Annotated in this window: 24 protein-coding genes; 16 read left to right on the forward strand and 8 right to left on the reverse strand. The window is 67.4% G+C overall.

Features of this window, described 5'->3' with window-relative positions; translation table 11 throughout:
• Window positions 1-5 precede the first annotated feature (5 nt).
• The 3 genes from accB to CAL28_RS25315 form a co-directional block, all read right to left on the reverse strand.
• On the reverse strand, window positions 6-455 hold the full coding sequence (accB, locus tag CAL28_RS25305) for an acetyl-CoA carboxylase biotin carboxyl carrier protein (protein WP_094843880.1): 450 nt from the start codon (window positions 453-455) through the stop codon (window positions 6-8).
• A 97-nt stretch (window positions 456-552) separates the two neighbouring features.
• Window positions 553-987 (reverse strand): type II 3-dehydroquinate dehydratase, encoded by a 435-nt coding sequence (gene aroQ, locus CAL28_RS25310; protein ID WP_094843881.1) that lies wholly within the window; start codon window positions 985-987, stop codon window positions 553-555.
• Window positions 988-1,186: 199 nt separating this feature from the next.
• Window positions 1,187-1,696 carry a TlpA family protein disulfide reductase gene (locus CAL28_RS25315; protein ID WP_094843882.1) on the reverse strand — a complete coding sequence of 170 codons (510 nt, stop codon included), beginning with the start codon at window positions 1,694-1,696 and terminating at the stop codon, window positions 1,187-1,189.
• A gap of 75 nt (window positions 1,697-1,771) precedes the next feature.
• Here CAL28_RS25315 and mpl point away from each other — a divergent pair, with 75 nt between their 5' ends.
• The 13 genes from mpl to CAL28_RS25380 all read left to right on the forward strand — a co-directional run bounded on the left by mpl (window position 1,772) and on the right by CAL28_RS25380 (window position 18,226).
• Window positions 1,772-3,157 carry a UDP-N-acetylmuramate:L-alanyl-gamma-D-glutamyl-meso-diaminopimelate ligase gene (gene mpl, locus CAL28_RS25320; protein WP_094843883.1) on the forward strand — a complete coding sequence of 462 codons (1,386 nt, stop codon included), beginning with the start codon at window positions 1,772-1,774 and terminating at the stop codon, window positions 3,155-3,157.
• A complete protein-coding gene (locus CAL28_RS25325) occupies window positions 3,154-3,774 on the forward strand; it encodes a YqiA/YcfP family alpha/beta fold hydrolase (protein WP_094843884.1) in 621 nt (206 codons plus the stop codon). Before mpl ends, CAL28_RS25325 begins: the two co-directional genes overlap by 4 nt.
• 68 nt (window positions 3,775-3,842) lie before the next feature.
• Window positions 3,843-5,762, forward strand: coding sequence for a ribonuclease catalytic domain-containing protein (locus tag CAL28_RS25330; protein ID WP_094844851.1), 1,920 nt, complete (start codon window positions 3,843-3,845; stop codon window positions 5,760-5,762).
• Window positions 5,763-5,814: 52 nt separating this feature from the next.
• Window positions 5,815-6,486, forward strand: coding sequence for a response regulator transcription factor (locus CAL28_RS25335; RefSeq protein ID WP_094843885.1), 672 nt, complete (start codon window positions 5,815-5,817; stop codon window positions 6,484-6,486).
• Between the two features lie 7 nt (window positions 6,487-6,493).
• Window positions 6,494-9,124 (forward strand): sensor histidine kinase, encoded by a 2,631-nt coding sequence (locus CAL28_RS30105; protein WP_254926229.1) that lies wholly within the window; start codon window positions 6,494-6,496, stop codon window positions 9,122-9,124.
• A 196-nt stretch (window positions 9,125-9,320) separates the two neighbouring features.
• Window positions 9,321-10,415, forward strand: coding sequence for an ABC transporter substrate-binding protein (locus CAL28_RS25345; RefSeq protein ID WP_094843886.1), 1,095 nt, complete (start codon window positions 9,321-9,323; stop codon window positions 10,413-10,415).
• A 237-nt stretch (window positions 10,416-10,652) separates the two neighbouring features.
• Window positions 10,653-12,425 carry an ABC transporter permease gene (locus tag CAL28_RS25350; RefSeq protein ID WP_094844852.1) on the forward strand — a complete coding sequence of 591 codons (1,773 nt, stop codon included), beginning with the start codon at window positions 10,653-10,655 and terminating at the stop codon, window positions 12,423-12,425.
• Window positions 12,418-13,503, forward strand: a complete 1,086-nt coding sequence (locus tag CAL28_RS25355) for an ABC transporter ATP-binding protein (RefSeq protein ID WP_094843887.1) — start codon at window positions 12,418-12,420, stop codon at window positions 13,501-13,503. The genes CAL28_RS25350 and CAL28_RS25355 overlap by 8 nt, the downstream gene beginning before the upstream one ends.
• A 94-nt stretch (window positions 13,504-13,597) precedes the next feature.
• The gene (locus CAL28_RS25360; RefSeq protein WP_094844853.1) at window positions 13,598-14,446 is read left to right on the forward strand and encodes a TonB family protein; all 849 of its coding nucleotides are present in this window, start codon (window positions 13,598-13,600) and stop codon (window positions 14,444-14,446) included.
• Complete coding sequence (aroE, locus tag CAL28_RS25365) at window positions 14,443-15,339, forward strand: shikimate dehydrogenase (RefSeq protein WP_440588413.1); 897 nt, start codon at window positions 14,443-14,445, stop codon at window positions 15,337-15,339. The genes CAL28_RS25360 and aroE overlap by 4 nt, the downstream gene beginning before the upstream one ends.
• Before the next feature lie 8 nt (window positions 15,340-15,347).
• Complete coding sequence (mtgA, locus tag CAL28_RS25370; protein WP_141218248.1) at window positions 15,348-16,082, forward strand: monofunctional biosynthetic peptidoglycan transglycosylase; 735 nt, start codon at window positions 15,348-15,350, stop codon at window positions 16,080-16,082.
• Window positions 16,083-16,217: 135 nt separating this feature from the next.
• Complete coding sequence (gene lptG / locus CAL28_RS25375; protein WP_094843888.1) at window positions 16,218-17,396, forward strand: LPS export ABC transporter permease LptG; 1,179 nt, start codon at window positions 16,218-16,220, stop codon at window positions 17,394-17,396.
• Entirely contained in the window at window positions 17,393-18,226 is an 834-nt protein-coding gene (locus tag CAL28_RS25380; RefSeq protein WP_094843889.1) for a symmetrical bis(5'-nucleosyl)-tetraphosphatase, read from the forward strand. Before lptG ends, CAL28_RS25380 begins: the two co-directional genes overlap by 4 nt.
• Before the next feature lie 24 nt (window positions 18,227-18,250).
• Here the strand turns inward: CAL28_RS25380 and CAL28_RS25385 are convergent, their stop codons facing one another.
• From CAL28_RS25385 to CAL28_RS25400, 4 genes are all read right to left on the reverse strand, one after another.
• Window positions 18,251-19,006, reverse strand: coding sequence for a lysophospholipid acyltransferase family protein (locus tag CAL28_RS25385; RefSeq protein ID WP_094844856.1), 756 nt, complete (start codon window positions 19,004-19,006; stop codon window positions 18,251-18,253).
• A gap of 330 nt (window positions 19,007-19,336) precedes the next feature.
• Complete coding sequence (gene ruvX, locus CAL28_RS25390; RefSeq protein ID WP_094844857.1) at window positions 19,337-19,768, reverse strand: Holliday junction resolvase RuvX; 432 nt, start codon at window positions 19,766-19,768, stop codon at window positions 19,337-19,339.
• Complete coding sequence (locus CAL28_RS25395) at window positions 19,761-20,354, reverse strand: YqgE/AlgH family protein (RefSeq protein ID WP_094843890.1); 594 nt, start codon at window positions 20,352-20,354, stop codon at window positions 19,761-19,763. The genes ruvX and CAL28_RS25395 overlap by 8 nt, the downstream gene beginning before the upstream one ends.
• A gap of 78 nt (window positions 20,355-20,432) precedes the next feature.
• Window positions 20,433-20,597, reverse strand: a complete 165-nt coding sequence (locus CAL28_RS25400) for a rubredoxin (protein ID WP_066632200.1) — start codon at window positions 20,595-20,597, stop codon at window positions 20,433-20,435.
• 145 nt (window positions 20,598-20,742) lie between these two features.
• On the opposite strand from CAL28_RS25400, the gene thiD reads away from it, so the two are divergent.
• The 3 genes from thiD to hemL all read left to right on the forward strand — a co-directional run bounded on the left by thiD (window position 20,743) and on the right by hemL (window position 23,573).
• Window positions 20,743-21,552 carry a bifunctional hydroxymethylpyrimidine kinase/phosphomethylpyrimidine kinase gene (gene thiD, locus CAL28_RS25405; protein WP_369597690.1) on the forward strand — a complete coding sequence of 270 codons (810 nt, stop codon included), beginning with the start codon at window positions 20,743-20,745 and terminating at the stop codon, window positions 21,550-21,552.
• On the forward strand, window positions 21,549-22,214 hold the full coding sequence (gene thiE / locus CAL28_RS25410; RefSeq protein WP_094843891.1) for a thiamine phosphate synthase: 666 nt from the start codon (window positions 21,549-21,551) through the stop codon (window positions 22,212-22,214). Before thiD ends, thiE begins: the two co-directional genes overlap by 4 nt.
• A 75-nt stretch (window positions 22,215-22,289) precedes the next feature.
• Window positions 22,290-23,573: a glutamate-1-semialdehyde 2,1-aminomutase gene (gene hemL, locus CAL28_RS25415; protein ID WP_094843892.1), complete on the forward strand. Its 1,284-nt coding sequence runs from the start codon at window positions 22,290-22,292 to the stop codon at window positions 23,571-23,573.
• A 138-nt stretch (window positions 23,574-23,711) separates the two neighbouring features.
• Here the strand turns inward: hemL and CAL28_RS25420 are convergent, their stop codons facing one another.
• On the reverse strand, window positions 23,712-24,116 hold the full coding sequence (locus CAL28_RS25420) for a RidA family protein (protein ID WP_094844859.1): 405 nt from the start codon (window positions 24,114-24,116) through the stop codon (window positions 23,712-23,714).
• Between the last annotated feature and the right edge of the window lies 1 nt (window position 24,117).

Here is a 24,117-nt window from a genome sequence, read left to right on the forward strand (position 1 = left end):
AGGAATCAGCCAATGACGAACAGGGGTTGGCCGTATTCGACGGGCTCGCCGTTTTCGACCAGGATTTCCTTGATGACGCCGGACTTGTCGGCTTCGATCTCATTGAGCAGCTTCATGGCCTCGATGATGCACAGCGGATCGCCTTCCTTGACGCTGCTGCCGACTTCGACGAAAGGCGACGCGCCGGGATTGGGCGAACGATAGAACGTGCCGACCATGGGGGCCTTGACGACGTGGCCCTGGATCGCGGGCGCGGCCGCGGCGGCAGGTGCCGCGGCGGCTACCGGCGCGGCGGGCGCGGCAGGCATGGCCTCCGGCTGATGGTAGGCAACCGGCTGCACCGTCTGCGAGAACTTGACGATGCGGACCTTGCCTTCGCCCTCGGTGATTTCGAGCTCGGCAATGCCGGACTCCGCCACCAGGTCGATCAGGGTCTTGAGTTTTCGGAGATCCATAGAAGTGCTTCCCGGAATGTTGACGACGGGCGGCAATACTGCCGCGCCGTATTGGAGTTTTGCTTTGTTGGAGACAGGAAAAACCGCTGGAACGAAGTCAATGGCGCGCAGCGTAGCGAACCGCGGCTTCGTAGCCGTCGGGCCCGAGGCCCGAGATCAGCCCCACCGCCAGGTCGGACAAGTAGGAGTGGTGCCTGAAAGGCTCGCGCTTATATAAATTGGACAAATGTACTTCAATAAAAGGGATGGATACGGCGGCCAGGGCGTCGCGCACCGCCACGCTGGTATGCGTGTAGGCCGCCGCGTTGATCACGATGAAGTCCGTGCCGTCATCGCGCGCGGCCTGGATGCGTTCGACCAGGGCGCCTTCGTGATTGCTTTGCCAGGCCGTCAACGAAACCCCGAGGTCCGCGGCCAGCGCGGCCAGCCCGTCATTGATCTGCCCCAGCGTGAGGCTGCCGTAGATACCCGGCTCGCGAGTACCCAGCAGGTTCAGATTGGGGCCGTGCAAGACCAGTATGCGTTGCGCCATCGCTGCCAGAGTGGGAGACCGGCGCCGGCCACGCCGTAGCGTCGCCGGACCGCCTGCCGGATGAATCGGGAACGGGCGGCCATCGCCGCCCATCCTGGTCCCGCGATCGTGACCGCCCGGTTACGCCGGAAGGCTTTTGACGCGAAAACCGCGAATAACCCCGCTTTTTACGACAATTTCGCGCATTTGTCTATTGCGGTTAAGCCGCCACTTCCGTCAGCCATTTATCCAGGCCAGCTGGATCCACGGGCCCCAATATTTGCTTCGTAATGCGGCCATCTGCGGCCAAAATGACGGTAAAAGGCAAGCCCCCAGGGGCGTTACCCAGGCGCCGCATCAAGTCGATACTGCCTGCCCCGGCCACCAGAAGCGTATAAGAGACCGGCAATTTCGCGACAAATTTAACGACGTTCGCCGAAGAATCGACTGCGAGCCCCAGAAACTGGACGCCGCTATGCCGTTTATGGAGCGCATCGAGCTCGGGCATCTCTTTGACGCAGGGTGGACACCAGGTTGCCCAGAAATTGACCAGCATGGGCTTGCCTTTCCATTGAGCCAAGGGCTGGGGCTGGCCCTGCAAGTCGGGGAAGGTCTGCGTCAACAGGCCCGCGGCCGGGTCGGAGGAGGAAGCGGCGCGCACCCACGCGGGACCTGTGCCGGCCGCGCCGCCAAGCGCCATCAGGGATCGGAGCAAAGTACGTCGTTTCATCGTGTCATCTTACCGTCGGCAGGGCGCGGGTTGGCATTCACTCCAGCATCTACAATGCCGGCAGGAGAAAACCGTATGCATCTGCACATTCTAGGCATCTGCGGCACGTTCATGGGGGGCCTGGCGCTGATCGCCCGGGCTGGGGGGCATCGCGTCACCGGTTGCGACGCCGGCGTGTACCCCCCGATGAGCACGCAGTTGGCCGAACAGGGGATCGAGCTGATTGAAGGATATGGCGCCGAGCAAATGGCCCTGCGTCCTGATCTGTATGTCGTGGGCAATGTGGTAACCCGCGGCAACCCCCTGATGGAAGCCATCCTGGACGCGGGCGCGCCGTACGTCTCCGGCCCGCAGTGGCTGGGAGACCATGTGCTGGCCGGCCAGCATGTGCTCGCCGTGGCGGGCACGCACGGCAAGACCACCACCAGCGCCATGCTGGCGTGGATCCTGGAACACGCCGGACTGCGGCCGAACTTTCTGGTGGGAGGCGTGGCGCAGGATTTCCAGGTCTCCGCCCGCTTCGACGCCGGCCGCAAGTTCTTCGTGATCGAAGCCGACGAATACGATACGGCCTTCTTCGACAAGCGCTCGAAGTTCGTCCATTACCGACCGCGCACCGCCATCCTGAACAATCTGGAATACGACCACGCCGACATCTTCCCCGATCTGGCGGCGATCGAAACCCAATTCCATCACCTCGTACGCACCATCCCCCGCAGCGGCCGCATCGTGCTGCCCACGCGTTCCCAGGCGCTGGATCGGGTCCTGGCACAGGGATGCTGGTCCGAAACCACCCGGTTCGGCGAAGATGGCGACTGGCAGGCCGGCGCCCCCGACGCGGAAGGCGCGTTCCCCGTGCGCCGGCAGGGCAGCGAGATCGGTACGGTGCGCTGGAGCCTGCTGGGCGAACATAACCGCATGAACGCGCTTGCCGCGATCGCGGCCGCCGAGCACGCCGGCGTCGCGCCGGCCACGGCCGTGCAGGCCCTGTCGGCATTCGCCGGGGTGAAGCGCCGCATGGAGTTGCGCGGAACGGTGCGCGGCGTCGCGGTCTACGACGATTTCGCCCACCACCCTACCGCGGTCGAAACCACCCTGGCGGGACTGCGCCGCCGTGTCGGCAATGCGCGCATCCTGGCCGTGCTGGAGCCGCGATCCAATACCATGAAGCTCGGCACGATGGCCGAGCGCCTGCCCAAGGCGCTGCGAGATGCCGACCTGGTGTTCTGCTTCGGTGCCCATACGGGCAAGCACGCGCTGGGCTGGAACCCGGCACAGGTGCTGGCGCCGCTGGGCGGACGCGCCACCGCGTACGACGACCTGCAGGCGATGGTCGCCGCCATCGCGCACGCCGCGCGGCCGGGCGACCATGTGCTGGTCATGAGCAACGGCGGTTTCGGCGGCATCCATGGCAAGCTGCTCGACGCGCTGGCTGCCTCCACGGCGGTGGAGCACCCATGATCCTCTATTTGCACGGATTCCGTTCATCGCCGGCATCGTTCAAGGCGCGGCTGCTGGCCGACGAGATGGCACGGCGCGGCTTGTCGGCGGACTGGCGCTGCCCGCAGCTACCGGCCAGCCCGACCGAGGCGGCGCGCCTGGCCATGTCGCTGGCCCGCGAGCAACTGGACGAACTGGCCCGCCGCGGCCGGCCATCGCCCCGCGGCCTGACGGTGATCGGGTCCTCGCTGGGCGGCTACTATGCCACCTGGCTGGCGGAACAGCTGGACTGCAAGGCGGTACTACTGAACCCGGCGGTGCACGCGCCGCGCGATCTCGCCACGCAGGTGGGCCACCAGAGTATGTATCATTCGGGCGCGCCGTTCGAATTCCGCGCCAGCTACGTCGACGAACTGGCCGCCTTGAAGGTGGAACGGCCGACACATCCGGAGCGCTATTTCCTGATTGCCGCCACGGGCGACGAAGTGCTCGACTGGCGTGAAATGCGGGACTGGTATGCGGGCTGCAGGCAGCGCATCGTCGAAGGCAGCGACCACGGCCTGTCCGACTTCGCGGTCTGGATGCCGGAAGTGCTTGGATTCGCCCTGGACGCCCCTTCCGGTACCGACAGGCCCTAACCAATAACTAATCAAGCAGGATCGGGCGCGGGCGGCGCAGCCGCGCAGCGCCCCAGATGGACCTCGCCATGCACGTGTTTTACGAAGACGACGGCCAGTTCAAGGCCGGACATATCCTTTCCGAAGCGGACGCCAGCCTGCAGGTAGAGTCCGAATCGGGCAAGCGCAGCAAGATCAAGCGGGCCAACGCGATCTTCACTTTTTCCGCGCCCGAGCCGGCGGAACTGCTGCGCCAGGCGGAAGCGGCCGCGGAAGATATCGACCTGCAATTCCTGTGGGAATGCGCGCCGCAGGAAGAATTCGATTCGCCCGCGCTGGCGGCCGACTATTACGGCCACGCGCCCTCGCCGACCGAACAGGCGGCGCTGCTGCTGCGCCTGCATAGCGCGCCGGCGTATTTCCATCGACGCGGCAAGGGGCGCTATCGCCCGGCGCCGCCCGACATCCTGGCCGCGGCGCTGGCCGCCATCGAGAAAAAGGCCCAGCAGGCCGCCCGCCAGCAGCAATGGGTGGAAGAAATGGTCGCCGGCCAGCTGCCGGAGGAAATCGCGGCCATGGCCGAAACGCTGGTCGTGCGTCCCGACAAGAACACGATGCAGTGGAAGGCACTGGAAAGCGCCTGCTCGCGGCTGCACAAAAGCCCGGACCGCCTGCTGCTGGAACTGGGCGCGTTCCCGCACGCGCTGGCCTTGCACAAGCATCGTTTCCTGGCCCAGTACTTTCCCCGCGGCACGGGCTTTCCGGAGGTCGCGATCCCCATGCCGGACCGCGAGCTGCCGCTGGCGGACGCCGAGATCTATTCCGTGGACGACGTCACGACGACCGAGATCGACGACGCCCTGTCGGTGTCCGTCCTGCCGGACGGCAAGGTACGCGCCGGCATCCACGTCGCGGCGCCCGGACTGGTCGTCACGCGCGGCAGCGAACTGGACAAGCTGGCGCGTGCCCGGCTGTCCACCGTCTATATGCCCGGCGACAAGATCCCCATGCAGCCGGACGCGGTCATCCGGGCGTTTTCGCTCGACGCCGGCCGCGAAGTGCCGGCCTTGTCGCTGTATGTGACCGCGGACCCGGATACCGGCGAGATCCTCGCGTCCGAAAGCCGGATCGAGCGTATCGTCGTGAAGGAAAACCTGCGGCACAACCAGTTGGACGAGACGGTTACCGAAGCCGCGCTGGACGACCCGCAGGCGCCCCTGCCCTATGCCGAATGGCTGCGTCCGCTGTGGCGGCTGGCACGCTCGCTGTCCGCCAGGCGCGACGAAGTACGCGGCAAGCCCGAGAACAACAGCCGCGTCGAATACAGCTATTACGTGGACGGCGACCCCGACGATCCCGACACCCCGGTACGGCTGGTACCGCGCAAGCGCAACGCGCCCCTGGACCGCATGGTGGCCGAATACATGATCCTGGCCAACAATCTGTGGGGCGGCCTGCTGGCGCAGCATGGCGTGCCGGGCATCTACCGCTCGCAGCAGGCCGGCCGCGTGCGGATGAGTACGCAGCCCCTGCCGCACGAGGCCATCGGCGTGCCGCAATATGCCTGGAGCACCTCGCCGCTGCGCCGCTACGTCGACCTGGTGAACCAGTGGCAGCTGATCGCCTCCGTCGACAACGGCGTGTCGGCGCGCCTGGTCGCGCCCTTCAAGCCGCGCGACGCGGACCTGTTCGCCATCATCGGCGCCTTCGATGCGCAGTACGCCGCGTGGGGCGACTTCCAGAACACCATGGAACGATACTGGTGCCTGCGCTGGCTGGCGCAGCAAGGGATCGCGCGCACCACGGCCAGCGTGCTGCGCGACGACCTGGTGCGGCTCAATAACGCGCCGCTGGTGACGCGCGTGGGCGGCCTTCCCGCGCTGGCGCGCGGCACGCAAGTGGAGATCGACCTGCTGGATCGCGACGAACTGACGCTGGAAGTGGAATGCCGCTTTGTCGGCGAACTGACGGCGGCGGCATCCGACGAAGGCGAAGCCGAAACCGAATAACGCAGCACGGCGATCGCCTCTGTGGCCGGGCCGGATGCGGGAGGAAGACACCATGCGGATACTTCTGGTCGAAGACAATGCCGACCTGGGCGACGCCATCGAAAGCAAGCTGCGCGCGTCCGGCCACAGCGTGGAATGGGTGCGTGACGGCGAAAGCGCCCTGCGATGGAGCCGCCACGAGGAATGGGATGCCCTGGTGCTGGACATCATGCTGCCGGGCAAGAGCGGCTTCGACGTCATCCGCGAACTGCGCGCGTCGGGCACGGACGCGCCGGTCCTGGTGGTGACCGCGCGCGCGGAGATCGAGGACAAGATCGATATGCTGGATCTGGGCGCCGACGATTACCTGGTCAAGCCTTTCGACCTGCGCGAACTGGAAGCGCGGCTGCGCGCCCTGCTGCGCCGGCCGGCGGGCCGCACCACCAGCGTCGCGGTGCACGGCAACCTGACCCTGGACGTGGCCGGGCGCACGGCGCACATTGCCGGCGTGCCGGTCACCCTGGGACGGCGCGAGTTCCGCCTGCTGGAGATCCTGCTCGATCGCATGGGCAGCACCGTCGCCAAGGAAAGATTGATGAGCCAGCTGTTCGACCTGGACGACGTCCTGCCCAATGCGCTGGAGCTCCTGGTTTCGCGCCTGCGCCGCAAGATCGCCGACGCGACCGTCGACATCGTGACCGTGCGCGGTGTCGGCTACCAGGCACGCCTGCACGAACCCTCGTAGGCCCCGAATGAGCATCGGCGCGGCATCTTCCATACGCGGACGCGTATTCGCCCTGGGCTGCCTGCTGCTGGTATGCGCCTCCGTCGCGGTCAGCCTGTTCCTGCGCGATTACGCGCACCGCGCCGCGGATCGCGCCTTCGACCGCTTGCTCGCGGCTTCGGCGCTGACCATCGCGGGCTCGGTGCAGATCGACGAAAACGACGTCGTCGCCGAACCGCCGTTTTCATCGCTGGCCATGCTGTCGGGCAACGATCGCGTTTTCTACAGCGTGCTCAATGCCGCCGGCAAACCGATCACGGGTTACGACGACCTTGCCCCCGGGTTGCCGCTGGCGCAGTCGGCGGCACCGGTGTTTTCGGATGCCACCTACCACGACGAACCGATACGCATCGCCACCGTGGGGCGTTTGATCTCCGCCGGCCGCCACGCCGGCTGGGTCACCATCCGGGTAGCCGAGACGCGCGACTCGCGCGATGCGCTGGCGGCGGAGATCCTGAACCGCAGCGCCCTCCCCCTGCTGGTCGTGGTACCGGTGGCACTGGCGCTGCTGTGGTTCGGCATCCAGCGGGCCTTCGCGCCGCTGGTATTGATCGAACGTTCGCTGCGCGCCCGCGCGCCGGACGACCTGACGCCGCTCGACGCCCCGGTGCCGCGCGAGGTCAAGGGGCTGGCCGAGGCGCTGAACGGCTTTATGCGCCGCCTGGGCGGCATCATGTCTTCCTTGAACAATCTGGTTGCCGATGCCGCGCATCAGGTGCGCACGCCGCTGGCATCGCTGCGCGCACAGGCGGAGGTCGCCATGGACGAAACGGACCCTGACCGCCTGCGCGCCCGCGTCGCCCGCATCCACCAGAACGCCACGCACGCCAGCCAGCTGATCAACCAATTGCTGATGGATGCCACCATCACCCACCGCCTCGGCATGCGCGGACATGCGTCCGTGGGCATCGCCGAGACCATCAACGAAACGCGCCGCCGCATCGGCCCCCTGGACGCGCAGCGCCTGCGCATCGCCATCGCGCCGGAAGTGCGACGGGCGCGCGTGGTGGGCGACCGGGTGGCGCTGCGCGAAATGCTGCGCAACCTGGTGGACAACGCCCTGCGGTACGCGCCGGAGGGGCCGGTAGAGATCCAGGCCACGCCCGTGGCGGGCTACCGTGTCGCATTGACGGTGAACGACTGCGGGCCCGGCATCGCCGATGACGAGAAGCAAGCCGTGCAGCAGCGGTTCACGCGCGGCAGCACCGGCGAAGGCACGCCGGGATCGGGATTGGGCCTGTCCATCGCCAAGACGGTGGCCGAGGCGCACGGCGGCGCCCTGTGGTTGCAGGACCGCCCTGGCGGGGGGCTGTCGGCGCGCGTGATCCTGCCGCGAGCCCGGCCGGTGTACCCGCGTGCCTTGCTGGCAGTGGCGGCGGCCATGGTGGGCTTGCTGGCGTGGACGCCGGCGCCGGTGCGCGCGGCGGCGTGGGAAAAGACGGTGGCGCAGGCGGCAGGGGAACAGACCTCGACGCAGACGCCGGCGCAATCGCAGCTTCAGCCTCAACCCCAGCCGCAAACGGAAGGACAGCCACGGCCCCCAGCCGCGCAGCCCGCGGGCGCGTCCGCGCCGCTGACGATCACCCGCTTCCTCGCCCCGCAGCCGTCGGACCGCGTGCTGGTGATCGCCGGCACGACCGACACGCCGGCCGCCGCGCCGCTAATCGTCGCCTTCCAGGCCGTGCAGCCCGATGTGACGGTGGAGTATCGCGAGATGGGCAGCCGCGAACTGTACGAGGCCACGGTGGCCGGCCGCTTGAAGGACGCCGACGTCCTGATCAGTTCGGCGGCGGATCTGCAGATCCGCCTGGCCAATGACGGCTACGCCATGCGCTACGACGCCCCCGGCGCGGACCGCCTGCCATCGTGGGCCGTCTGGCGCGACGAGGTGTTCGGCTTCGCCTTCGAGCCCGCGGTCATCGCCTACAACCCGCGCCGCTTTACCGAAGCGACGGTGCCCCGTTCGCGGCAGGAACTGCTCCGCCTGCTGGAAACGGATCGCGCGAAACTGCACGGCCGCGTCGGCACCTATGACATCGGCCGCAGCAGCGTCGGACAACTGCTGGCGGAAGAGGACGAACAGGTGTCGTCCAACTTCTGGGGCCTGACCAATGCGCTGGGCCAGGTCGGCGTGCGCCTGAGCGCCACCACGGCCGACATCCTGAATGCCATCGAAAACGATGAGCTGGATATCGGCTACAACGTCCTGGGATCCTATGCATTGGCACGGCGGGCGGCGGGACGAAGGATAGGCGTGATATTCCCGCAGGATTACGTTTTGGTGCTACCGCGTTCCGCGCTCATCGCGCGCCATGCGCCCCATCCCGCGCTGGGACGCGCGCTCATCGACTGGCTGCTTTCACCGGCGGGCCAGACGGAGATCTCGAACGTCAGCGGCCTGGGGCCCATGGTCGACGACAGCGGTACGGGATGGAGCACGGGCACGGCCCTGATGGGTTCCCAGGCCATCGTGCAACCCGTGGTGCTCGGCCCCGCGCTTCTGGTGGGCCTGGACCGCCAGCGCCACGCCCGCTTCGTGCAGAACTGGACCCGGCTGGTCACCGACACGCCGGCGGTGGGCAAGCCCGCCGGTCCCTAGCGGGACGATTCTGCCGGCGCGGGCCGTTCTTCGCCGCGCGAGTTCTCGCGGACGGGCCGCCGGCACGCGTCCGGCGGCCCGTCCACGGCCGTGGCGGCCCTCTGCTCCATGACAGGACGGCGACAGCATGCGGCCACTAAGATGCGCCCACGCTGGCGCCCGTCCAGCTTCACGATACCAACTGGAGAAGACAACCATGTTCGTCCCGTCACGCCTGGCGGTGGCCTGCGCCGCCGCTTTCTCCCTGACTGCCGCGAACGCGCTGGCCCAAGCGCCCGCCGGCTATCCGTCGGATTACCAGAAGATCATCGACGGCGCCAAGAAAGAAGGCACGGTGATCATCTATTCGACGACGGACACCAAAACCGCCGACCCCATCATCAAGGGCTTCGAAGCCACCTATCCGGGCGTCAAGGTCGAATACAACGACATGAACAGCACGGAGCTCTATAACCGCTATATCAGCGAGCAGGCTTCCGGCGGCGCCAGCGGCGACGTGGTGTGGAGTTCGTCGATGGATTCCGCCCTGCAGCTGGCCAAGGATTACGCGCTGCAATACAAATCGCCGGAGGGCGGCAAGCTGCCCGCCTGGGCGGTGTGGAAGGATGCCGCCTACGGCACGACCTACGAGCCGGCGGTGTTCATCTACAACAAGCGCCTGGTCCCGCAAGCCGACGTGCCGAAGACGCACGCCGACCTGGCCAAGCTGGTGGCAACGCAAACGGACAAGTACAAGAACAAGGTCACGACGTACGACATCGAGAAGTCCGCGGTGGGCTTCATGCTGGCCGTGCAGGACAAGGTGAACGATCCGCACTACTTCGATACCTTGCGCGATACCGCCAAGGGCGGCCTGGTGGTGCAATCGTCCACCGGCACGATGATGGAGCGCGTCTCGTCCGGCGAGAACCTGATCGGCTACAACATCCTGGGCTCGTACGCCGAAGCACGCGCCCGCAAGGACGCTTCGCTCGGCATCGTCTATCCGACCGACTACACGCTGGTGCTGTCGCGCGTGGCCTTCATCAGCAAGAAGTCCAAGCATCGCAACGCGGCCAAGCTGTGGCTGGATTACCTGCTGTCGCAGAAGGGCCAGGACCTGGTCGCCAACAAGGCCGACATGGCGTCGATCCGCGACGACATCCCGGGCGACAACGACGTCGACGGCCTGACCAAGAAGCTGGGCAAGTCGCTCAAGCCCATCCCCGTCAACGAAACGCTGCTGGACTACCTGCAGCAGAAGAAGCGCCTGGAATTCATCAACGACTGGCGCAAGGCCGCGGGCAAGTAAGCCCGCCGGCAATCCGGGAACAGACCGCCGCGCCGGCAGGATGAGCGGCCCATGCCATACGGGCATGGCGCCAGCCGCCGCGCGGCGCGTGCCAAGGAACGGTCGGCGCGCGGACCGATATGGACCGTGCGCCGGGCGGGGCGGCAACGCCAAAAGCCATGCCGCCCCGTCCTTGCCGTACCGCGGTGCACGGCGCCGGCCATCCGGCGCTTTGCGCTCGAACACCAGGAAATATCCATGCAGACATTGCGCACCAAATGGCAATCATTGCCGCGCGGCGTAGTGGTATTGATCACCGCCCTGGCCATTTACGTGCCGTTGTCGTTGATCGTGTACCAAAGCTTTCTTTCCGCGCCCTTCTTCTCGCCGTCGAAGGAAATCGGACTGGATGCCTTCCGCTTCATTTTCGACGACCCGGATTTCTACAAGGCGCTGGTCAGCGGCCTGATCCTTGCGTTCGGCCTGTTCATCATCGCCGTGCCGCTGGGCGGCATGCTGGCATTCCTGATGGTACGCACCGACCTGCCGGGACGGCACTGGATCCAGCCCCTGATCCTGGTGCCCGTTTTCGTCTCGCCGATGGTGCTGGGCTTCGGTTATGTGGTGGCCGCCGGACCGGTGGGATTCTTTTCGATCTGGGCGAAGCAGCTGCTGGGATTCGTGCCGTGGAACGTGTATTCCATGACCAGCATCGTCATCATCGCCGGCCTGACGCACGTGCCGCACGCCTACCTGTACATTTCGTCCGCGCTGCGCAGCATGGGCTCGGACGTCGAGGAAGCCGCCCGGGTAACCGGCGCGTCGCCGCTGCGCGTGATGATGTCCGTCAGCCTGCCCATGGTGCGGCCGGCGCTGCTCTACGCCTCCGTTCTGCTGTTTTTCCTGGGGCTGGAAGTGTTCGGCCTGGTGCTGGTCCTGGGCGACCCGGAAGGCAACCTGGTGCTGGCCACCTATCTGTACAAGCTGACCAACAAGCTGGGCACGCCGTCGTACCACCTGATGGCGGCGGTGGCCGTGGTGCTGATCTGCATCACCATTCCGCTGGTGGCCTTGCAGCGACGGCTGATGCGCACGGCCAATCGCTTCGTCACGGTCAAGGGCAAGGCCTCGCGCGCGCGGCCGCTGCCCCTGGGCAAGTGGCGCGGGCTGGCCAGCACGGTCGTATGGCTGTGGCTGATCGTCACGATCTTCGTGCCGCTGGCCGGTGTCGTGCTGCGCGCCTTCGTCTCGAACTGGGGCATGGGCGTGTCGCTGCTGGACGTGCTGTCGCTGGACGCCTTCCGCTCGGTATGGGGCCAGCCGAACCTGCTGCGCGCCATCGTCAACTCGGTGGCCATCGGGGTATTCGGCGGGGCGCTCGCGGTGGTCTGCTATACCTTCATCGGCCTGGCCATGCACCGCAAGCCGGACCACGTCACGCGCTTCCTGGACTACAGCGTGCTGGTGCCGCGCGCCGTACCGGGCCTGCTGGCCGGCCTGGCCTTCCTGTGGGTGTTCCTGTTCGTGCCGCTCTGGCTGGACAACTCCCTGGACGAAGGCGGGCTGCTTTCCTTCCTGCCTTATACGGACTGGCTGCGGGACAACGTGGTGGAATGGCTGCGGTCCGTGCGCAGCACGATCTTCAGCGTATGGCTGGCCTACACCGTCGTGTGGATGGCTTATGGCCTGCGGCTGATTTCATCCACCCTGCTGCAGGTCGGTCCGGAACTGGAAGAAGCCGCGCGCAGCGCCGGGGCCCGCCGCGGACAGGTGACCCGCCACGTCACCGTGCCGCTGGCCCGCTACGGGCTGATCGGTTCCTGGCTATTGATGTTCCTGATCTTCGAGCGCGAATACTCCACCGGGGTTTACCTGCTGTCGCCCGGCACGGAAACCATCGGCTCCATGCTGGTGTCGCTGTGGGCCGCGGGCGCCATCGACATCGTGGCGGCGCTCTCCTTTATCAATATCGCGCTGGTCGTCATCGGCCTGGGCATCGCCCTGCGATTCGGAGTGAAACTTCATGATTGAACTATCCGTTGACGACCTGCACCTGGACTACGGCGACAATCCCGTCCTGAAAGGGGTATCGATGGCCCTGAAGCAGGGCGAAGTCGTATCGCTGCTGGGCCCCTCCGGCAGCGGCAAGACGACGCTGCTGCGCGCTGTCGCCGGACTGGAAGCGCCCAAGCGCGGCAAGATCGCCATCGGCGAGCGCATGGTCTATGACGGCGCCGCCCGGCGCGAAGTGCCCGCGGAAGAGCGCAACCTGGGCCTGGTGTTCCAGTCCTACGCGCTGTGGCCGCACAAGACCGTGTTCGACAACGTCGCCTATCCGCTGCAGCTGCGCCGCACACCGGCCGCCGAAACCCGCCAGCGGGTGCAGGAGGTCCTGGAGCAGCTGGGCCTGGGCCATCTGGCGCAGCGCCATCCGCACCAGCTATCCGGCGGCCAGCAGCAGCGCGTGGCCATCGGCCGCGCGCTGGTCTACAACCCGCCGGTCATCCTGCTGGACGAACCGCTGTCCAACCTGGACGCCAAGCTGCGCGAGGAAGCCCGCGCCTTCCTGCGCGAACTGATCGTGCGCCTGGGGCTGTCGGCCCTGATGGTGACGCATGACCAGAGCGAGGCGATGGCCATTTCCGACCGCATCCTGCTGCTGAACAACGGCCGCATCGAGCAGCAAGGGACGCCCCAGGATATGTACGGGGCGCCCGCCACGCTGTTCTGCGCGGAATTCATGGGCAGCAACAACCGGCTGAACGGGCGCATCACGGAGATCCGCGACGGCCAGGCCCGGCTGGAAGGCCCGGGATGGGCGCTGTGGGGCAAGGCCGGCGCGGGAGTACAGGCCGGCCAGGACGCGATCGGCGTCATCCGCGTGGAACAGGTGCGCCTGGGCGAAGACGCGCAGGGCAACCACCTCGACATGCGCCTGATGACGAGCATGTATCTGGGAGACCGCTGGGAATACGTCTTCCGCCCCCCGGGCGAAGAATCGGTCAGCGCCATGGCGTTGCGGGCCTACGGACAGGAAAACCGTGCGCCGGGCGCGCACCGGCTGTCGCTGCCGGCCTCGCAGATGTGGATTTTTCCGCCCAACGGGTAGGATCGCCGCCACGGACGCCGCCGTCTCGCAAGACGACTAAAATGCGTCCGTGCACGACGATTCCGAATCCTCCCTGACGCGGGCCGCCCACTGGATGGGCGCGCCCGCCCAACACCACCTGTGGCTGGCCCTGGCGATCTCGCTGATCGTCCATGGGGCGATCCTGGCGGTGCGCTTCGCGCCGTCCATGCCGTCGCGGCCCCCGGCGCAATCGCTGGAAATCATCCTGGTCAACGCCAAGACCGACAATGCGCCCGCCAAGCCGGAGGCGCACGCCCAGGCCAATGTGGAAGGCGGCGGCGACGCGGAAAAGGGCATGGCGCAATCGCCCCTGCCGCAATCCGGGGACGCGCCCAGCGCGGTGGTGCTGCAAGCCATGCGCAAGCGGCAGGCGGCGCTGGAGGAAACCCAGCAGCGCCTGCTGTCGCAGCTGCAGGCCAGTACCCAGGCCAATGCGCCGCGCCAGTCCGGAGAACCCGTCCCCGACGCCACCACGCCGGGCCGCGAGGACCAGGACCAGGACAGCGTGCTGCAGAACGCCCAGGTCGCGGCCCTGGCCGCCCGCGTACAGGCCTACAACAAGCGCCCCCGCCGCGCCTTCGTGGCACCGTCCGCGGAGGCATCGCGCTACGCGCAGTATCTGGATGCGTGGCGATCACGCGTGGAAGCGGTCGGTACGCAGAACTACCCCGAAGAAGCGCGCGGAAAGCTTTACGGCACCTTGCGCATGACGGTCTACGTGCGGTCGGACGGCAGCGTCGCCGACGTGGAAATCGACACGCCCTCGAAATACCCGGTGCTGAACCAGGCGGCCCGCCGCATCGTCCAGCTGGCGGCGCCGTTCGCGCCATTTCCGCCGGATATCGCGCGCGATACCGACATACTGGCCATCACGCGCACCTGGAACTTCGTCAACGACACGCTGGAGACCCGGGCGCCATGACCGATCTTTCCCCCGCCACGGCCGTGCCGGGCGCGGCGATGCCGCCCCGCTATGCCGTCATCGGCAATCCCGTGACGCACAGCCGCTCGCCGCGCATCCACGCCATGTTCGGCGAACAGACCGGCATCGCCCTGCAATACGGCCTGCTCCCGGCGCCCCTGGACGGATTCGAAGCGGCGGTACGCGACTTCTTCGCCGGCGGCGGGCGCGGGCTGAACGTGACGGTGCCCTTCAAGCAGGAAGCCTGGTCCCTGGCCGCACCCAGGCTGAGCGATCGTGCCCGCCTGGCGGGCGCGGTCAACACCTTGTGGGTGCGCGACGGCGTGCTGCACGGCTGCAATACCGACGGCGTGGGCCTGGTCGCCGATCTGCGCCGCCTGGGGGCGGAGCTGGCGGGTGCCCGCGTCCTGATGGCGGGCGCGGGCGGCGCCGCCCGCGGCGTGCTGCAGCCGCTGGCCGAGGCCGGCTGCGCGCGCATCCACATCGTCAACCGCACCGCCGAACGCGCCCACGCGCTGGCCGCCGAATGGCTGCGCGCGACCGGCGCCGCATCGCCGACGGTCAGCGCCGGCGGCCTGCCGGAGGCGCACAAGGGCGGGCCCTGGGACATCGTGATCAACGCCACCGCCAGCAGCCTGGGCGACGCGGCACCCGATCTGCCCACCGGCCTGTACGCCGACGGCGCGCTGGCCTACGACATGATGTACGGCGCGCAACCCACGCCTTTCATGCGCCAGGCCGAGGCCGAAGGCGCCGCTGCCACGGCCGACGGCCTGGGCATGCTGGTGGGCCAGGCGGCGGAAAGCTTTTTCATCTGGCATGGCGTGCGCCCCGATGCCGAGCCCGTCCTCGCCGCGCTGCGGCGGGAGCTGGCGGCATCCGCCCCGCGATAACGTCCGGCATGGCGACGCGGCGCGGGCGGACAGGCGGCATTTCATGGTTCCGGGTCATTTCGGCCGGGGTGATGCTGCTGTTGTGCGTGGCCATCCTGTACCAGTTGTGGCTGTTCTGCCTGGTGGTCTGGTATGCCCACCGCAACCCCGCGAGCAGTTCCGTCATGCGCCAGGAAATGGCGCGACTGCATGAAACCGATCCCAAGGCGCGGCTGCGCTTCGAGTGGGTCGACTACGACCGGATCAACAATACATTGAAGCGCGCGGTGGTCGCCTCGGAGGACTCGAACTTCATCGACCACGACGGCGTCGAATGGGACGCCATGCGCAAGGCGTGGGAATACAACCAGGAGCAGGCCGAACAGGGCCACGGCCGCATACGCGGCGGCTCCACCATCACGCAGCAGGTCGCCAAGAACCTGTTTCTTTCCGGGTCGCGCACCTATCTGCGCAAGGGCCAGGAACTGATACTGGCCTATATGATCGAATGGGTGATGCCCAAACGGCGGATTCTGGAGATCTACCTGAATATCGCCGAATGGGGGGTGGGCGTGTTCGGCGCGGAGGCGGCCGCCGAACATTACTACGGCACCAGCGCCGCCCGCCTGAACTCTGCGCAGGCAGCCCGCCTGGCGGCGATGCTGCCCAACCCCCGCTACTACGACAAGCGCGGAATCACCTCGTACCTGGGGCGGCGCATCGCCATCCTGCAGCGCCGCATGCCGCAGGTCGATATACCTTAGGGCATGCCGATGCGGGGCCTGCACATTCGTCAGGGCCGAGCCGGGCCACGATCATATTTTTGTTAAGCTACTTCGTTTCGCCGATCCGGCGCCGCTACCCCGGCACCATCGCTACACCCGCTACTGCCGTCATCCATGCGCACCGCCCGCCGCTACCTGGCCCGAGAAATCTACCGCTCCTGCACCGTGGTGCTGCTGGCGCTGCTCGGCTTGTTCACGTTCTTCGCCCTGGTGGACGATCTGGACAACGTCGGCAGCAAGTTCACCATTCTCGCGCTGTTCTATCTGCAGGCCCTGGCCATGCCGACGCGCCTGTACGATCTGCTGCCCATCGGCCTGCTGATCGGCTCCATCCTGGCACTGGCGGGCCTGGCGCAACGCAATGAGCTGGTGATCCTGCGGGTGTCCGGGGTCAGCGGATTGAAGCTGCTGGGCATGCTGTGGGTGGTGACCATACCCGTCATGATAGGCGCGACCGTCCTGTCCGAATGGGTCACGCCGATAGCCGAAATCAAAAGCAGCGAAGCGAACCTGCTGTACCGGGGCAGCGCCGGGGGCAACCGCCTGGAAAGCGGCTATTGGTTCAAGGAGCCGACGCAGGATGGCGGCTCGCGCACCCTGAATATCGCCGCGCTGAAGGCCGACGGCGAGGTCGAAGGCATCACGCTGTACGAGTTCCGCAAGGACCTGGAGCTGATCGCCCTGTCCAAGGCTGAAAAGGGACGCTTCTCCGACGGCAAGCTCATCATGTACAACGTCGTCGAGAACCGCATCGCGCATGACGCGGTACAGGCGCTGGACAACGCCAAGCCGCCCACCCAGCCTGTCATCGAGGTCATCAAGATCCCGCAACGCGAGCTGGTCACCACGCTGACACCGGGACGGCTGCTGGCGCGGGTGCTGACGCCCGAGCGCATGTCGCTGGTCACGCTGCTGGACTACATCGACTACTTGCGCCACAACCAATTGCAGGCCGATCGCCAGATCGTCGCGGTGTGGCGCAAGGCGGTCTACCCGTTCACCCTGCTGATCATGATGACCATCGCGGCGCCCGTCGCCTTCATGCAGACGCGCCGCGGCGGGGTCGGCGCCAAGGTCTTCATCGGCATCCTGGTCGGCGTGGGCTTCTTCATGGTCAATCAGCTGGCGCTGAACGTCGGCATGCTCAGTCACTGGCCGCCCTGGATCACGGCCATCGTGCCGAATCTGGGGGCGCTGCTGATCGCCCTGGGCGCGCTGACGATGATGGAGTACCGCCACACCGTCACGCGGGTGATGGACCAACGCTGGCCCTGGCGCCGCTCACCGGTATGACTGCAAGTATTTGGATGATCGGAGACCTGCAGGGGTGCTGCGAGCCGCTGGAACGGCTGCTGGCGCATCCCGATCTGGTGGGCGAACCCGATTCGCGTTTCTGGTTCGCGGGCGACCTGGTCAACCGCGGCCCGCACTCGCTGGCGACCCTGCGCCGCGTCATGGCGCTGGAAGACCGCGCCGTGGCCGTCCTGGGCAACCACGACCTGCACCTATTGGCCGCGGCGGCGGGGGTACGCCGCCCCACCAAATCCGACACGATCCAGGAAATCCTGGACGCGCCCGACGCCGGCCAGTTGATCGACTGGCTGCGGCGCCGGCCGCTGGCGCATTTCGAACAGGGTCATCTGCTGGTGCATGCCGGCACCCTGGCGAAGTGGGACGTGAACAAAACGCTCGCGCTGGCGGCGGAAATCCAGGATGTGCTGCGCGGCCCCAACTGGCAGCGGGCGTTGCAGAAGATGTACGGCAACCAGCCCGTCGCATGGACCGACGACATGCACGGCGGCAAGCGTTTGCGGATCATCATCAACGCGTTGACCCGCATGCGGCTGTGCACGCCCAATGGGCATATGGAGTTCGACACCAAGGTCGCCCCGGGCGCCTGGCCCGCCGGCCTGATCCCCTGGTACGACGTGCCGAACCGCAAGACGCGCGACATCACGATCGTATTCGGCCACTGGTCCACGCTGGGACTGCTGCTGCGCAAGGATGTGATTTGCCTGGACACCGGCTGCGTCTGGGGCGGAAAGCTGACCGCCCTGCGGCTGCACGACCGCAGGCTGGTCCAGGTGAGCTGCGGCAAGGGACTGGACCCGCTCGCGGAATGAATGCCGCGTCGCGGAACGGCCGCGTCAGTGGCCGCGCGCCGGCGGTTCGCCGGCCAGTTCCCGCTCGATGATGGCCCGGGCGTCGGCCGCCATCTTCAGGCGGGTGTGTGCCGTGTCCACCTGCAACGGTGGCAGGTAGGCGGTTTCCACCGCCAGGCCACGGGTGCCGAGTATCCGCCACAGATTGCCGACCAAGGTCTCCTCGCCGACAAAAGCGGCGAAGGAATCCCGCTTGCCGTGACGCAGGAAACGCAAGGCCACGGGTTGGATGGGCACGCCGGCCTGGCGCGCCGGCTCCAGCAGGCTGCCGTGGAAGGGCAGCAAGGAAAACCCTTCGGTCGTGGTGCCTTCCGGGAACAGGCCCACCGACTCGCCGTTGGCGAAACGGGCCTTCATGGCCTCGCCGACGGTATGGATGGCATGGCGATGGCCGCGCTGCAGGAACAGGGTGCCGGCCCCGGCCACCAGCCGGCCGACGATGGGCCAGCGGCGGATCTCGCTTTTGGCCACGAAAGCGGTGGGCCGCACGGCGTTGATCACAAAGATGTCCAGCCATGACACATGGTTGGCGACGACCAGCACGGCGCCCCGCATCAAGGGTTGCCCGCTTACGGTCACGCGCACGCCGCAGACACGCAACAGGCAGCGCGACCAGCCACGGTTAAGGCGATCGCGGCCGCCTGCGCCGACCAAGGGGTACACCGTGCCGACCAGCACCAGGCCCGCCAGGACCATCAGCGTAACCACCACCGCGCGCGGCAGGAAGCGCAGGAGGCGCACCGGCAATATCGAGGCGTCGTGGGGCGCGCCCTGGGCGGCGCGGGAAGTCTCGCCCGCATCCTGCCGGCCCGCGTCGAAGCCGGCGCCCGGGCCGGTTTCGACGCGGGCTTCCGTGGAAGGGGTTTCCGGGAGAATGGCTGACGATCCGGTATCTTTCATAGGGAAATAGGCAAGGGACTGGCGGCGCCGATAGGCGCCCGCCACCATACCATGCCGCGATGTTTCAGATTTGAACCGGCCGGACCGGTCGGCGGCCGTGGGCCGTCTCCTGGCGGCCCGGCGATCGCGTGGCGGCCGTGGCCATGGCCGCGATCGCCGGACGGCCAGGCGCTAGGCCTGCAGGGCATCCAGGTAACGCTGCAGGATGACCGCCGCGGCCATTGCGTCGTCCGGCTCGTTGGTCCCGAGCAATGCCTGGGCCTGCATGCTGGAACCGCGCTCATCCACCAAAACCACCGGCAGTCCGAAGCGCCCATGCAGCTGGTTGGCGAAGCGGCGGCAGCGTCCGGTGGCTTCCTGTTCGCCTCCATCGGCATTCAACGCCAGGCCGACGACCAGCCGCTGCGGCTGCCATTCGCGCAGCAGGGCCGCGATGCGGCCGAAACGCACATCGCGGACTTCGCTGTGGATGATTTCCATCGGCGCCGCCTGGCGGGTCAGGGTATTGCCGATGGCGATGCCGATCTTCTTGGTGCCGTAATCGAAGGCCAGCAGGGTTTCCTCCGCTCCGGCCCCCGCCGCCCGTGGCGCGTCCTCAGGCATGTCCCGCATCCCCGGCCAGCATGACCGGATCGATGCCCAGCAGTTTCAGTGCCGCCGGATAGCGGTCTTCGGGCGGCACATCGAAAATGATGTCCGGATCCGCCGAAACACTGAGCCACGCGTTGCGCGCCATCTCGCTTTCGAGCTGCCCCGCGCCCCAGCCGGCATAGCCCAGGGTCACCAGCATGCGCGCCGGCCCGTTGCCGTCGGCCACGGCCTGCAGCACGTCGCGCGACGTGGTCAGCGCCAGCCCGCCCAGCTTGATGCTGGAGGTGTAATCGCCGGGCGGCGCGTGCAGCACGAAACCGCGGTCGGTCTGTACCGGTCCGCCGAAAAAGACCGGCGTTTCCTTGACCGGGGCGATTTCCAGCGCCAGATCGATGCGTTCGAACAGGGTGCCCAGCGTCAGGTCGGTGGGCCGGTTGATCACCAGTCCCAATGCGCCCTTGGCGGTGTGCTCGCAGATATATATGACTGCCCCAGCCAGACTGCCTTCGACCATGTTGGGCATAGCGACCAGGAACTGATTGGAAAAATCGACGGCCGGCGTATCGTCGATGTCCGGCTTGTTGTCGTTGTCGCTCATAATGTCCCCCCAGGACAATTCGCGCCCTATCACGCGGAACCGGAATCCATCGAAACCGGAAAATCGGTATGTTTGGTGTCAGATCTCCATCAGCTCGAAATCTTCCTTCCGGGCGCCGCATTCGGGACAGACCCAATTCGGCGGGACATCCTCCCAGCGGGTGCCGGGCGCGATACCTTCTTCCGGCAGGCCGGCCTCTTCGTCGTAGACCCAGCCACAGATCAGACACATCCAAGTTCGCATAGTTTCCCTGAAATCAAAGTTACGGCCCAAGCTGGGATAAAACCGCCCAAGCGGACGCGATCCATTAGAATGGGGTCGATCTTACCGAAACCCAATAGGTAACCGGCCCCGTTTGCAAAAAAATGGGGTCGGCCAAGCTGTCGAAGTGACTTCCCAAACTCCCCCCATCGTACTGATTTTCGGCCCCTTCGACCCCACCGGCTCCGACGGGCTGCCCGCCGACGCGGTGACCTGCGCCAGCCTGGGCTGTCACGGACTGGCTGCCGTCACCGCACTGACGGTGCAGGACACGGCGGCGGTGGAGGACGTGCAGGCCATCGCGCCGGAGCTCCTGGACGACCAGGCCCGCTGCCTGCTCGAGGACATGCCGGTGCAAGCCATCAAGGTCGGCGGGCTCTACACCGCCGAAGCGGCCAGCGCCGTGGCGCAAGTGGCCGCCGACTACAGCCATGTGCCCCTCGTGCTGCATCTGGGCCACCGCGCGCCCTTGACGGAAGACGCCGTGGAGCAGGAAGACGCCGACGACCTGCTCGCGGCCACGCTCGAACTGGTGCTGCCCCAGGCTGACGTTGTCGTGGTCGAACATGCGCGGCTGGCCCAATGGCTGATGGATGGCGCCATGGATATCGGCGAAGCCTCTTCGCCGGCCCACGCAATGCAGGGGGCCGGCGCGAAATGGGTACTCGTGCTGGGCAGCCCGCTGCGACCGGGCCACTATGCGAACGTGCTGGTGGGACCGAACGGCTCGACCAGCAATTCCCCCTGGCAGGCGCCCCCGGAACGCAGCAGCGACAGCGGCGGCATGCTGGCCACCGCGCTGACCGCCTACCTTGCACATGGCATGCCCGTGCCGCAGGCCGTGGAACGCGCCCTGGCGCACGCGGACGCCGGCATCGCGGCAAGTTTCCTGCCCGGCATGGGCCGACGCGTGGCCAACCGGATGCCCGCGCCATGACGGCGCTGCGCTTTCCGCGCGGCCTGTATGGCGTCACGCCCGAATGGGACGACACCGACAGGCTGCTGCGCGCCGTCACCCAAGCCGCCGCCGGGGGCATGCGCTCGCTGCAGCTGCGGCGCAAGGACGTGCCGCCCGCGACACGGCGCGCCCAGGCCGCCGCGCTGGCGCCGCTCTGCCGCGAACTGGGCGTGGTGTTCCTCGTCAACGACCATTGGGAAGTCGCGCTGGAAGTCGGCGCGGATGGCGTTCACCTGGGCCGCGATGACGGCGACCTGGCCGAGGTACGCGCGCGCGCGCCAGACCTGATCATCGGCGCTTCCTGCTATGACGATATCGGACGTGCCCGCGACATGCTGCAGGCCGGGGCCGACTACATCGCCTTCGGCGCGGTCTTTCCTTCTCCGACCAAGCCCGCCGCCGTGCGCGCGCCGCTCGCGCTGTTCGAACAGGCCGCGCAACTGGCGCAATCGCGGCCGGCCCCTCGGCCGGCGGTGGTGGCCATCGGCGGCATCACGCCGGCCAATGCCGCCATGGTGGCACAGGCTGGCGCCGACGCGGTGGCCGTGATCACAGGGCTGTTCGAAGCATCCAATATCGGCCTGGCCGCCCGCGAATGCGCGCGCCCCTTCCTGCCGCCGCGGCGCGACCCGCCCGCCTGATCGTTTTCCGTGCCGGCCGCCATGCGGCACCGCGCCCGCGCGGCCGGCGTTCCAACCCTGACCATGCAAGCGTCCATGTCCAGCAACGCCGAACTTTTCGAACGAGCGAGCCGCAGCATTCCCGGCGGCGTCAATTCCCCCGTGCGGGCCTTCCGGTCGGTGGGCGGGACCCCGCGCTTCATCGCGCGCGGCCAAGGCCCTTATGTGTGGGATGCGGAAGGTACCCGCTATGTCGACTACATCGGTTCCTGGGGCCCGGCCATCCTGGGGCATGCGCATCCGGACGTGGTGCGCGCGGTGCAGGAAGCCGCCGTCAACGGGCTGTCCTTCGGCGCGCCCACCCAGGCCGAAATCACGCTGGCCGAAACCCTGATCGCGCGCATGCCGTCCATGGAGCAGGTGCGGCTGGTGAGCTCCGGCACGGAAGCCACCATGACGGCGATCCGGCTGGCGCGCGGCGCGACGGCTCGCAAGAAAATCATCAAGTTCGAGGGCTGCTACCACGGCCATGCGGATAGCCTGCTGGTCAAGGCCGGCTCGGGCCTGCTGACCTTCGGCAACCCAACGTCCGCCGGCGTCCCGGCCGAGTTCGTCGAGCACACGCTGGTGCTGGACTATAACGACCTGGAAGGCGTGCGCGCGGCGTTCACGCAATACGGCCACGACATCGCCTGCATCATCGTCGAGCCGGTCGCCGGCAATATGAACCTGGTCCGCCCGCAGCCCGGTTTTCTGCAAGGCCTGCGCGATCTGTGCACGCAGCATGGCGCGCTGCTGATCTTCGATGAAGTCATGACGGGGTTCCGCGTCGGTCCGCAGGGCGTGCAGGGCCTGACGGGTATCCGGCCGGACCTGACCACACTTGCCAAGGTGATCGGCGGCGGCATGCCGGTGGGCGCCTTCGGCGGCAGCCGCGACATCATGCGCCATATCGCGCCGCTGGGCGCGGTGTACCAGGCCGGCACGCTGTCGGGCAATCCGGTGGCGGTGGCGGCGGGCCTGGAAACGCTGCGCCTGATCGGCCAGCCGGGCTTCTACGACGCCCTGGCGGCGGCGACACGGCGGCTGGCCGACGGTCTGAGCGAACGGGCGCGCGCGGCCGGCGTGCCCTTCAGCGCCGATGCGATCGGCGGCATGTTCGGCATTTACTTCAGCGAGAAGATCCCGACCACGCTGGCCGAAGTTTCCGCGTGCGACGTCGAAGCCTTCAAACGCTTTTTCCACGCCATGCTGGAACGCGGCGTGCATTTCGCGCCCTCCGCCTTCGAGGCCGGGTTCGTGTCGGCCGCGCACGACGAGGCGGCGATCCGCCATACGCTGGACGCGGCCGAACAGGTGTTCGCGTCGATGAAGGGCTGAGCGCCGTAATCCGGCGAAGCAGCCTTCCCGCCGCACGCCCTTCCCGCCGCAACGCCCTTCCCGCGGCGCGCCCGCCCGCGGGGCGTCGGCCGCCGCCGGGCGATGGGCTCCGCGCCACGCCGCGCGGCCGCGGTCCGCTCAGGCGGGGATGACGGCGGTGGCCTCGATTTCCACCCTGGCGCGCGGTTCCACCAGCGCGGCCACCTGCACCGCCGTCATGGCGGGAAAATGGCGGCCGATGATCTCCCGGTAATGCACGCCGATACGCGGATACGATGCCACGTATTCGTCGCGGTCGATCACGTACCAGGTCAGGCGCGTGATGTGCTCCGGCCGCCCGCCGCCCTGCTTCAACACCGCCACGATATTGGCCAGCGCCTGGCGCGTCTGGTCGGCGAAATCGTCGCTGTCGAAGCGCTGTTCTCCGTTCCAGCCGATCTGGCCGCCGATGAAGACCAGGCGGCTGCCCGGCCGCAGCTCGGCAAGCACACCGTTGGAGTATCCGCGTGGCGGCAGCCAGTCGGGCGGTTGCAGTATCTGCATA

Origin of the sequence: Bordetella genomosp. 11 (assembly GCF_002261215.1) — a bacterium.
GTDB lineage: Bacteria > Pseudomonadota > Gammaproteobacteria > Burkholderiales > Burkholderiaceae_B > Bordetella_C.

Bases quoted from the DNA above. Each gene is read 5' to 3' on its own strand.
- accB (WP_094843880.1), bottom strand. From the start codon at position 455: ATGGATCTCCGAAAACTCAAGACCCTGATCGACCTGGTGGCGGAGTCC.
- aroQ (WP_094843881.1), bottom strand. From the start codon at position 987: ATGGCGCAACGCATACTGGTCTTGCACGGCCCCAATCTGAACCTGCTG.
- CAL28_RS25315 (WP_094843882.1), bottom strand. From the start codon at position 1,696: ATGAAACGACGTACTTTGCTCCGATCCCTGATGGCGCTTGGCGGCGCG.
- mpl (WP_094843883.1), top strand. From the start codon at position 1,772: ATGCATCTGCACATTCTAGGCATCTGCGGCACGTTCATGGGGGGCCTG.
- CAL28_RS25325 (WP_094843884.1), top strand. From the start codon at position 3,154: ATGATCCTCTATTTGCACGGATTCCGTTCATCGCCGGCATCGTTCAAG.
- CAL28_RS25330 (WP_094844851.1), top strand. From the start codon at position 3,843: ATGCACGTGTTTTACGAAGACGACGGCCAGTTCAAGGCCGGACATATC.
- CAL28_RS25335 (WP_094843885.1), top strand. From the start codon at position 5,815: ATGCGGATACTTCTGGTCGAAGACAATGCCGACCTGGGCGACGCCATC.
- CAL28_RS30105 (WP_254926229.1), top strand. From the start codon at position 6,494: ATGAGCATCGGCGCGGCATCTTCCATACGCGGACGCGTATTCGCCCTG.
- CAL28_RS25345 (WP_094843886.1), top strand. From the start codon at position 9,321: ATGTTCGTCCCGTCACGCCTGGCGGTGGCCTGCGCCGCCGCTTTCTCC.
- CAL28_RS25350 (WP_094844852.1), top strand. From the start codon at position 10,653: ATGCAGACATTGCGCACCAAATGGCAATCATTGCCGCGCGGCGTAGTG.
- CAL28_RS25355 (WP_094843887.1), top strand. From the start codon at position 12,418: ATGATTGAACTATCCGTTGACGACCTGCACCTGGACTACGGCGACAAT.
- CAL28_RS25360 (WP_094844853.1), top strand. From the start codon at position 13,598: ATGGGCGCGCCCGCCCAACACCACCTGTGGCTGGCCCTGGCGATCTCG.
- aroE (WP_440588413.1), top strand. From the start codon at position 14,443: ATGACCGATCTTTCCCCCGCCACGGCCGTGCCGGGCGCGGCGATGCCG.
- mtgA (WP_141218248.1), top strand. From the start codon at position 15,348: ATGGCGACGCGGCGCGGGCGGACAGGCGGCATTTCATGGTTCCGGGTC.
- lptG (WP_094843888.1), top strand. From the start codon at position 16,218: ATGCGCACCGCCCGCCGCTACCTGGCCCGAGAAATCTACCGCTCCTGC.
- CAL28_RS25380 (WP_094843889.1), top strand. From the start codon at position 17,393: ATGACTGCAAGTATTTGGATGATCGGAGACCTGCAGGGGTGCTGCGAG.
- ruvX (WP_094844857.1), bottom strand. From the start codon at position 19,768: ATGCCTGAGGACGCGCCACGGGCGGCGGGGGCCGGAGCGGAGGAAACC.
- CAL28_RS25395 (WP_094843890.1), bottom strand. From the start codon at position 20,354: ATGAGCGACAACGACAACAAGCCGGACATCGACGATACGCCGGCCGTC.
- CAL28_RS25400 (WP_066632200.1), bottom strand. From the start codon at position 20,597: ATGCGAACTTGGATGTGTCTGATCTGTGGCTGGGTCTACGACGAAGAG.
- thiE (WP_094843891.1), top strand. From the start codon at position 21,549: ATGACGGCGCTGCGCTTTCCGCGCGGCCTGTATGGCGTCACGCCCGAA.
- hemL (WP_094843892.1), top strand. From the start codon at position 22,290: ATGTCCAGCAACGCCGAACTTTTCGAACGAGCGAGCCGCAGCATTCCC.
- CAL28_RS25420 (WP_094844859.1), bottom strand. From the start codon at position 24,116: ATGCAGATACTGCAACCGCCCGACTGGCTGCCGCCACGCGGATACTCC.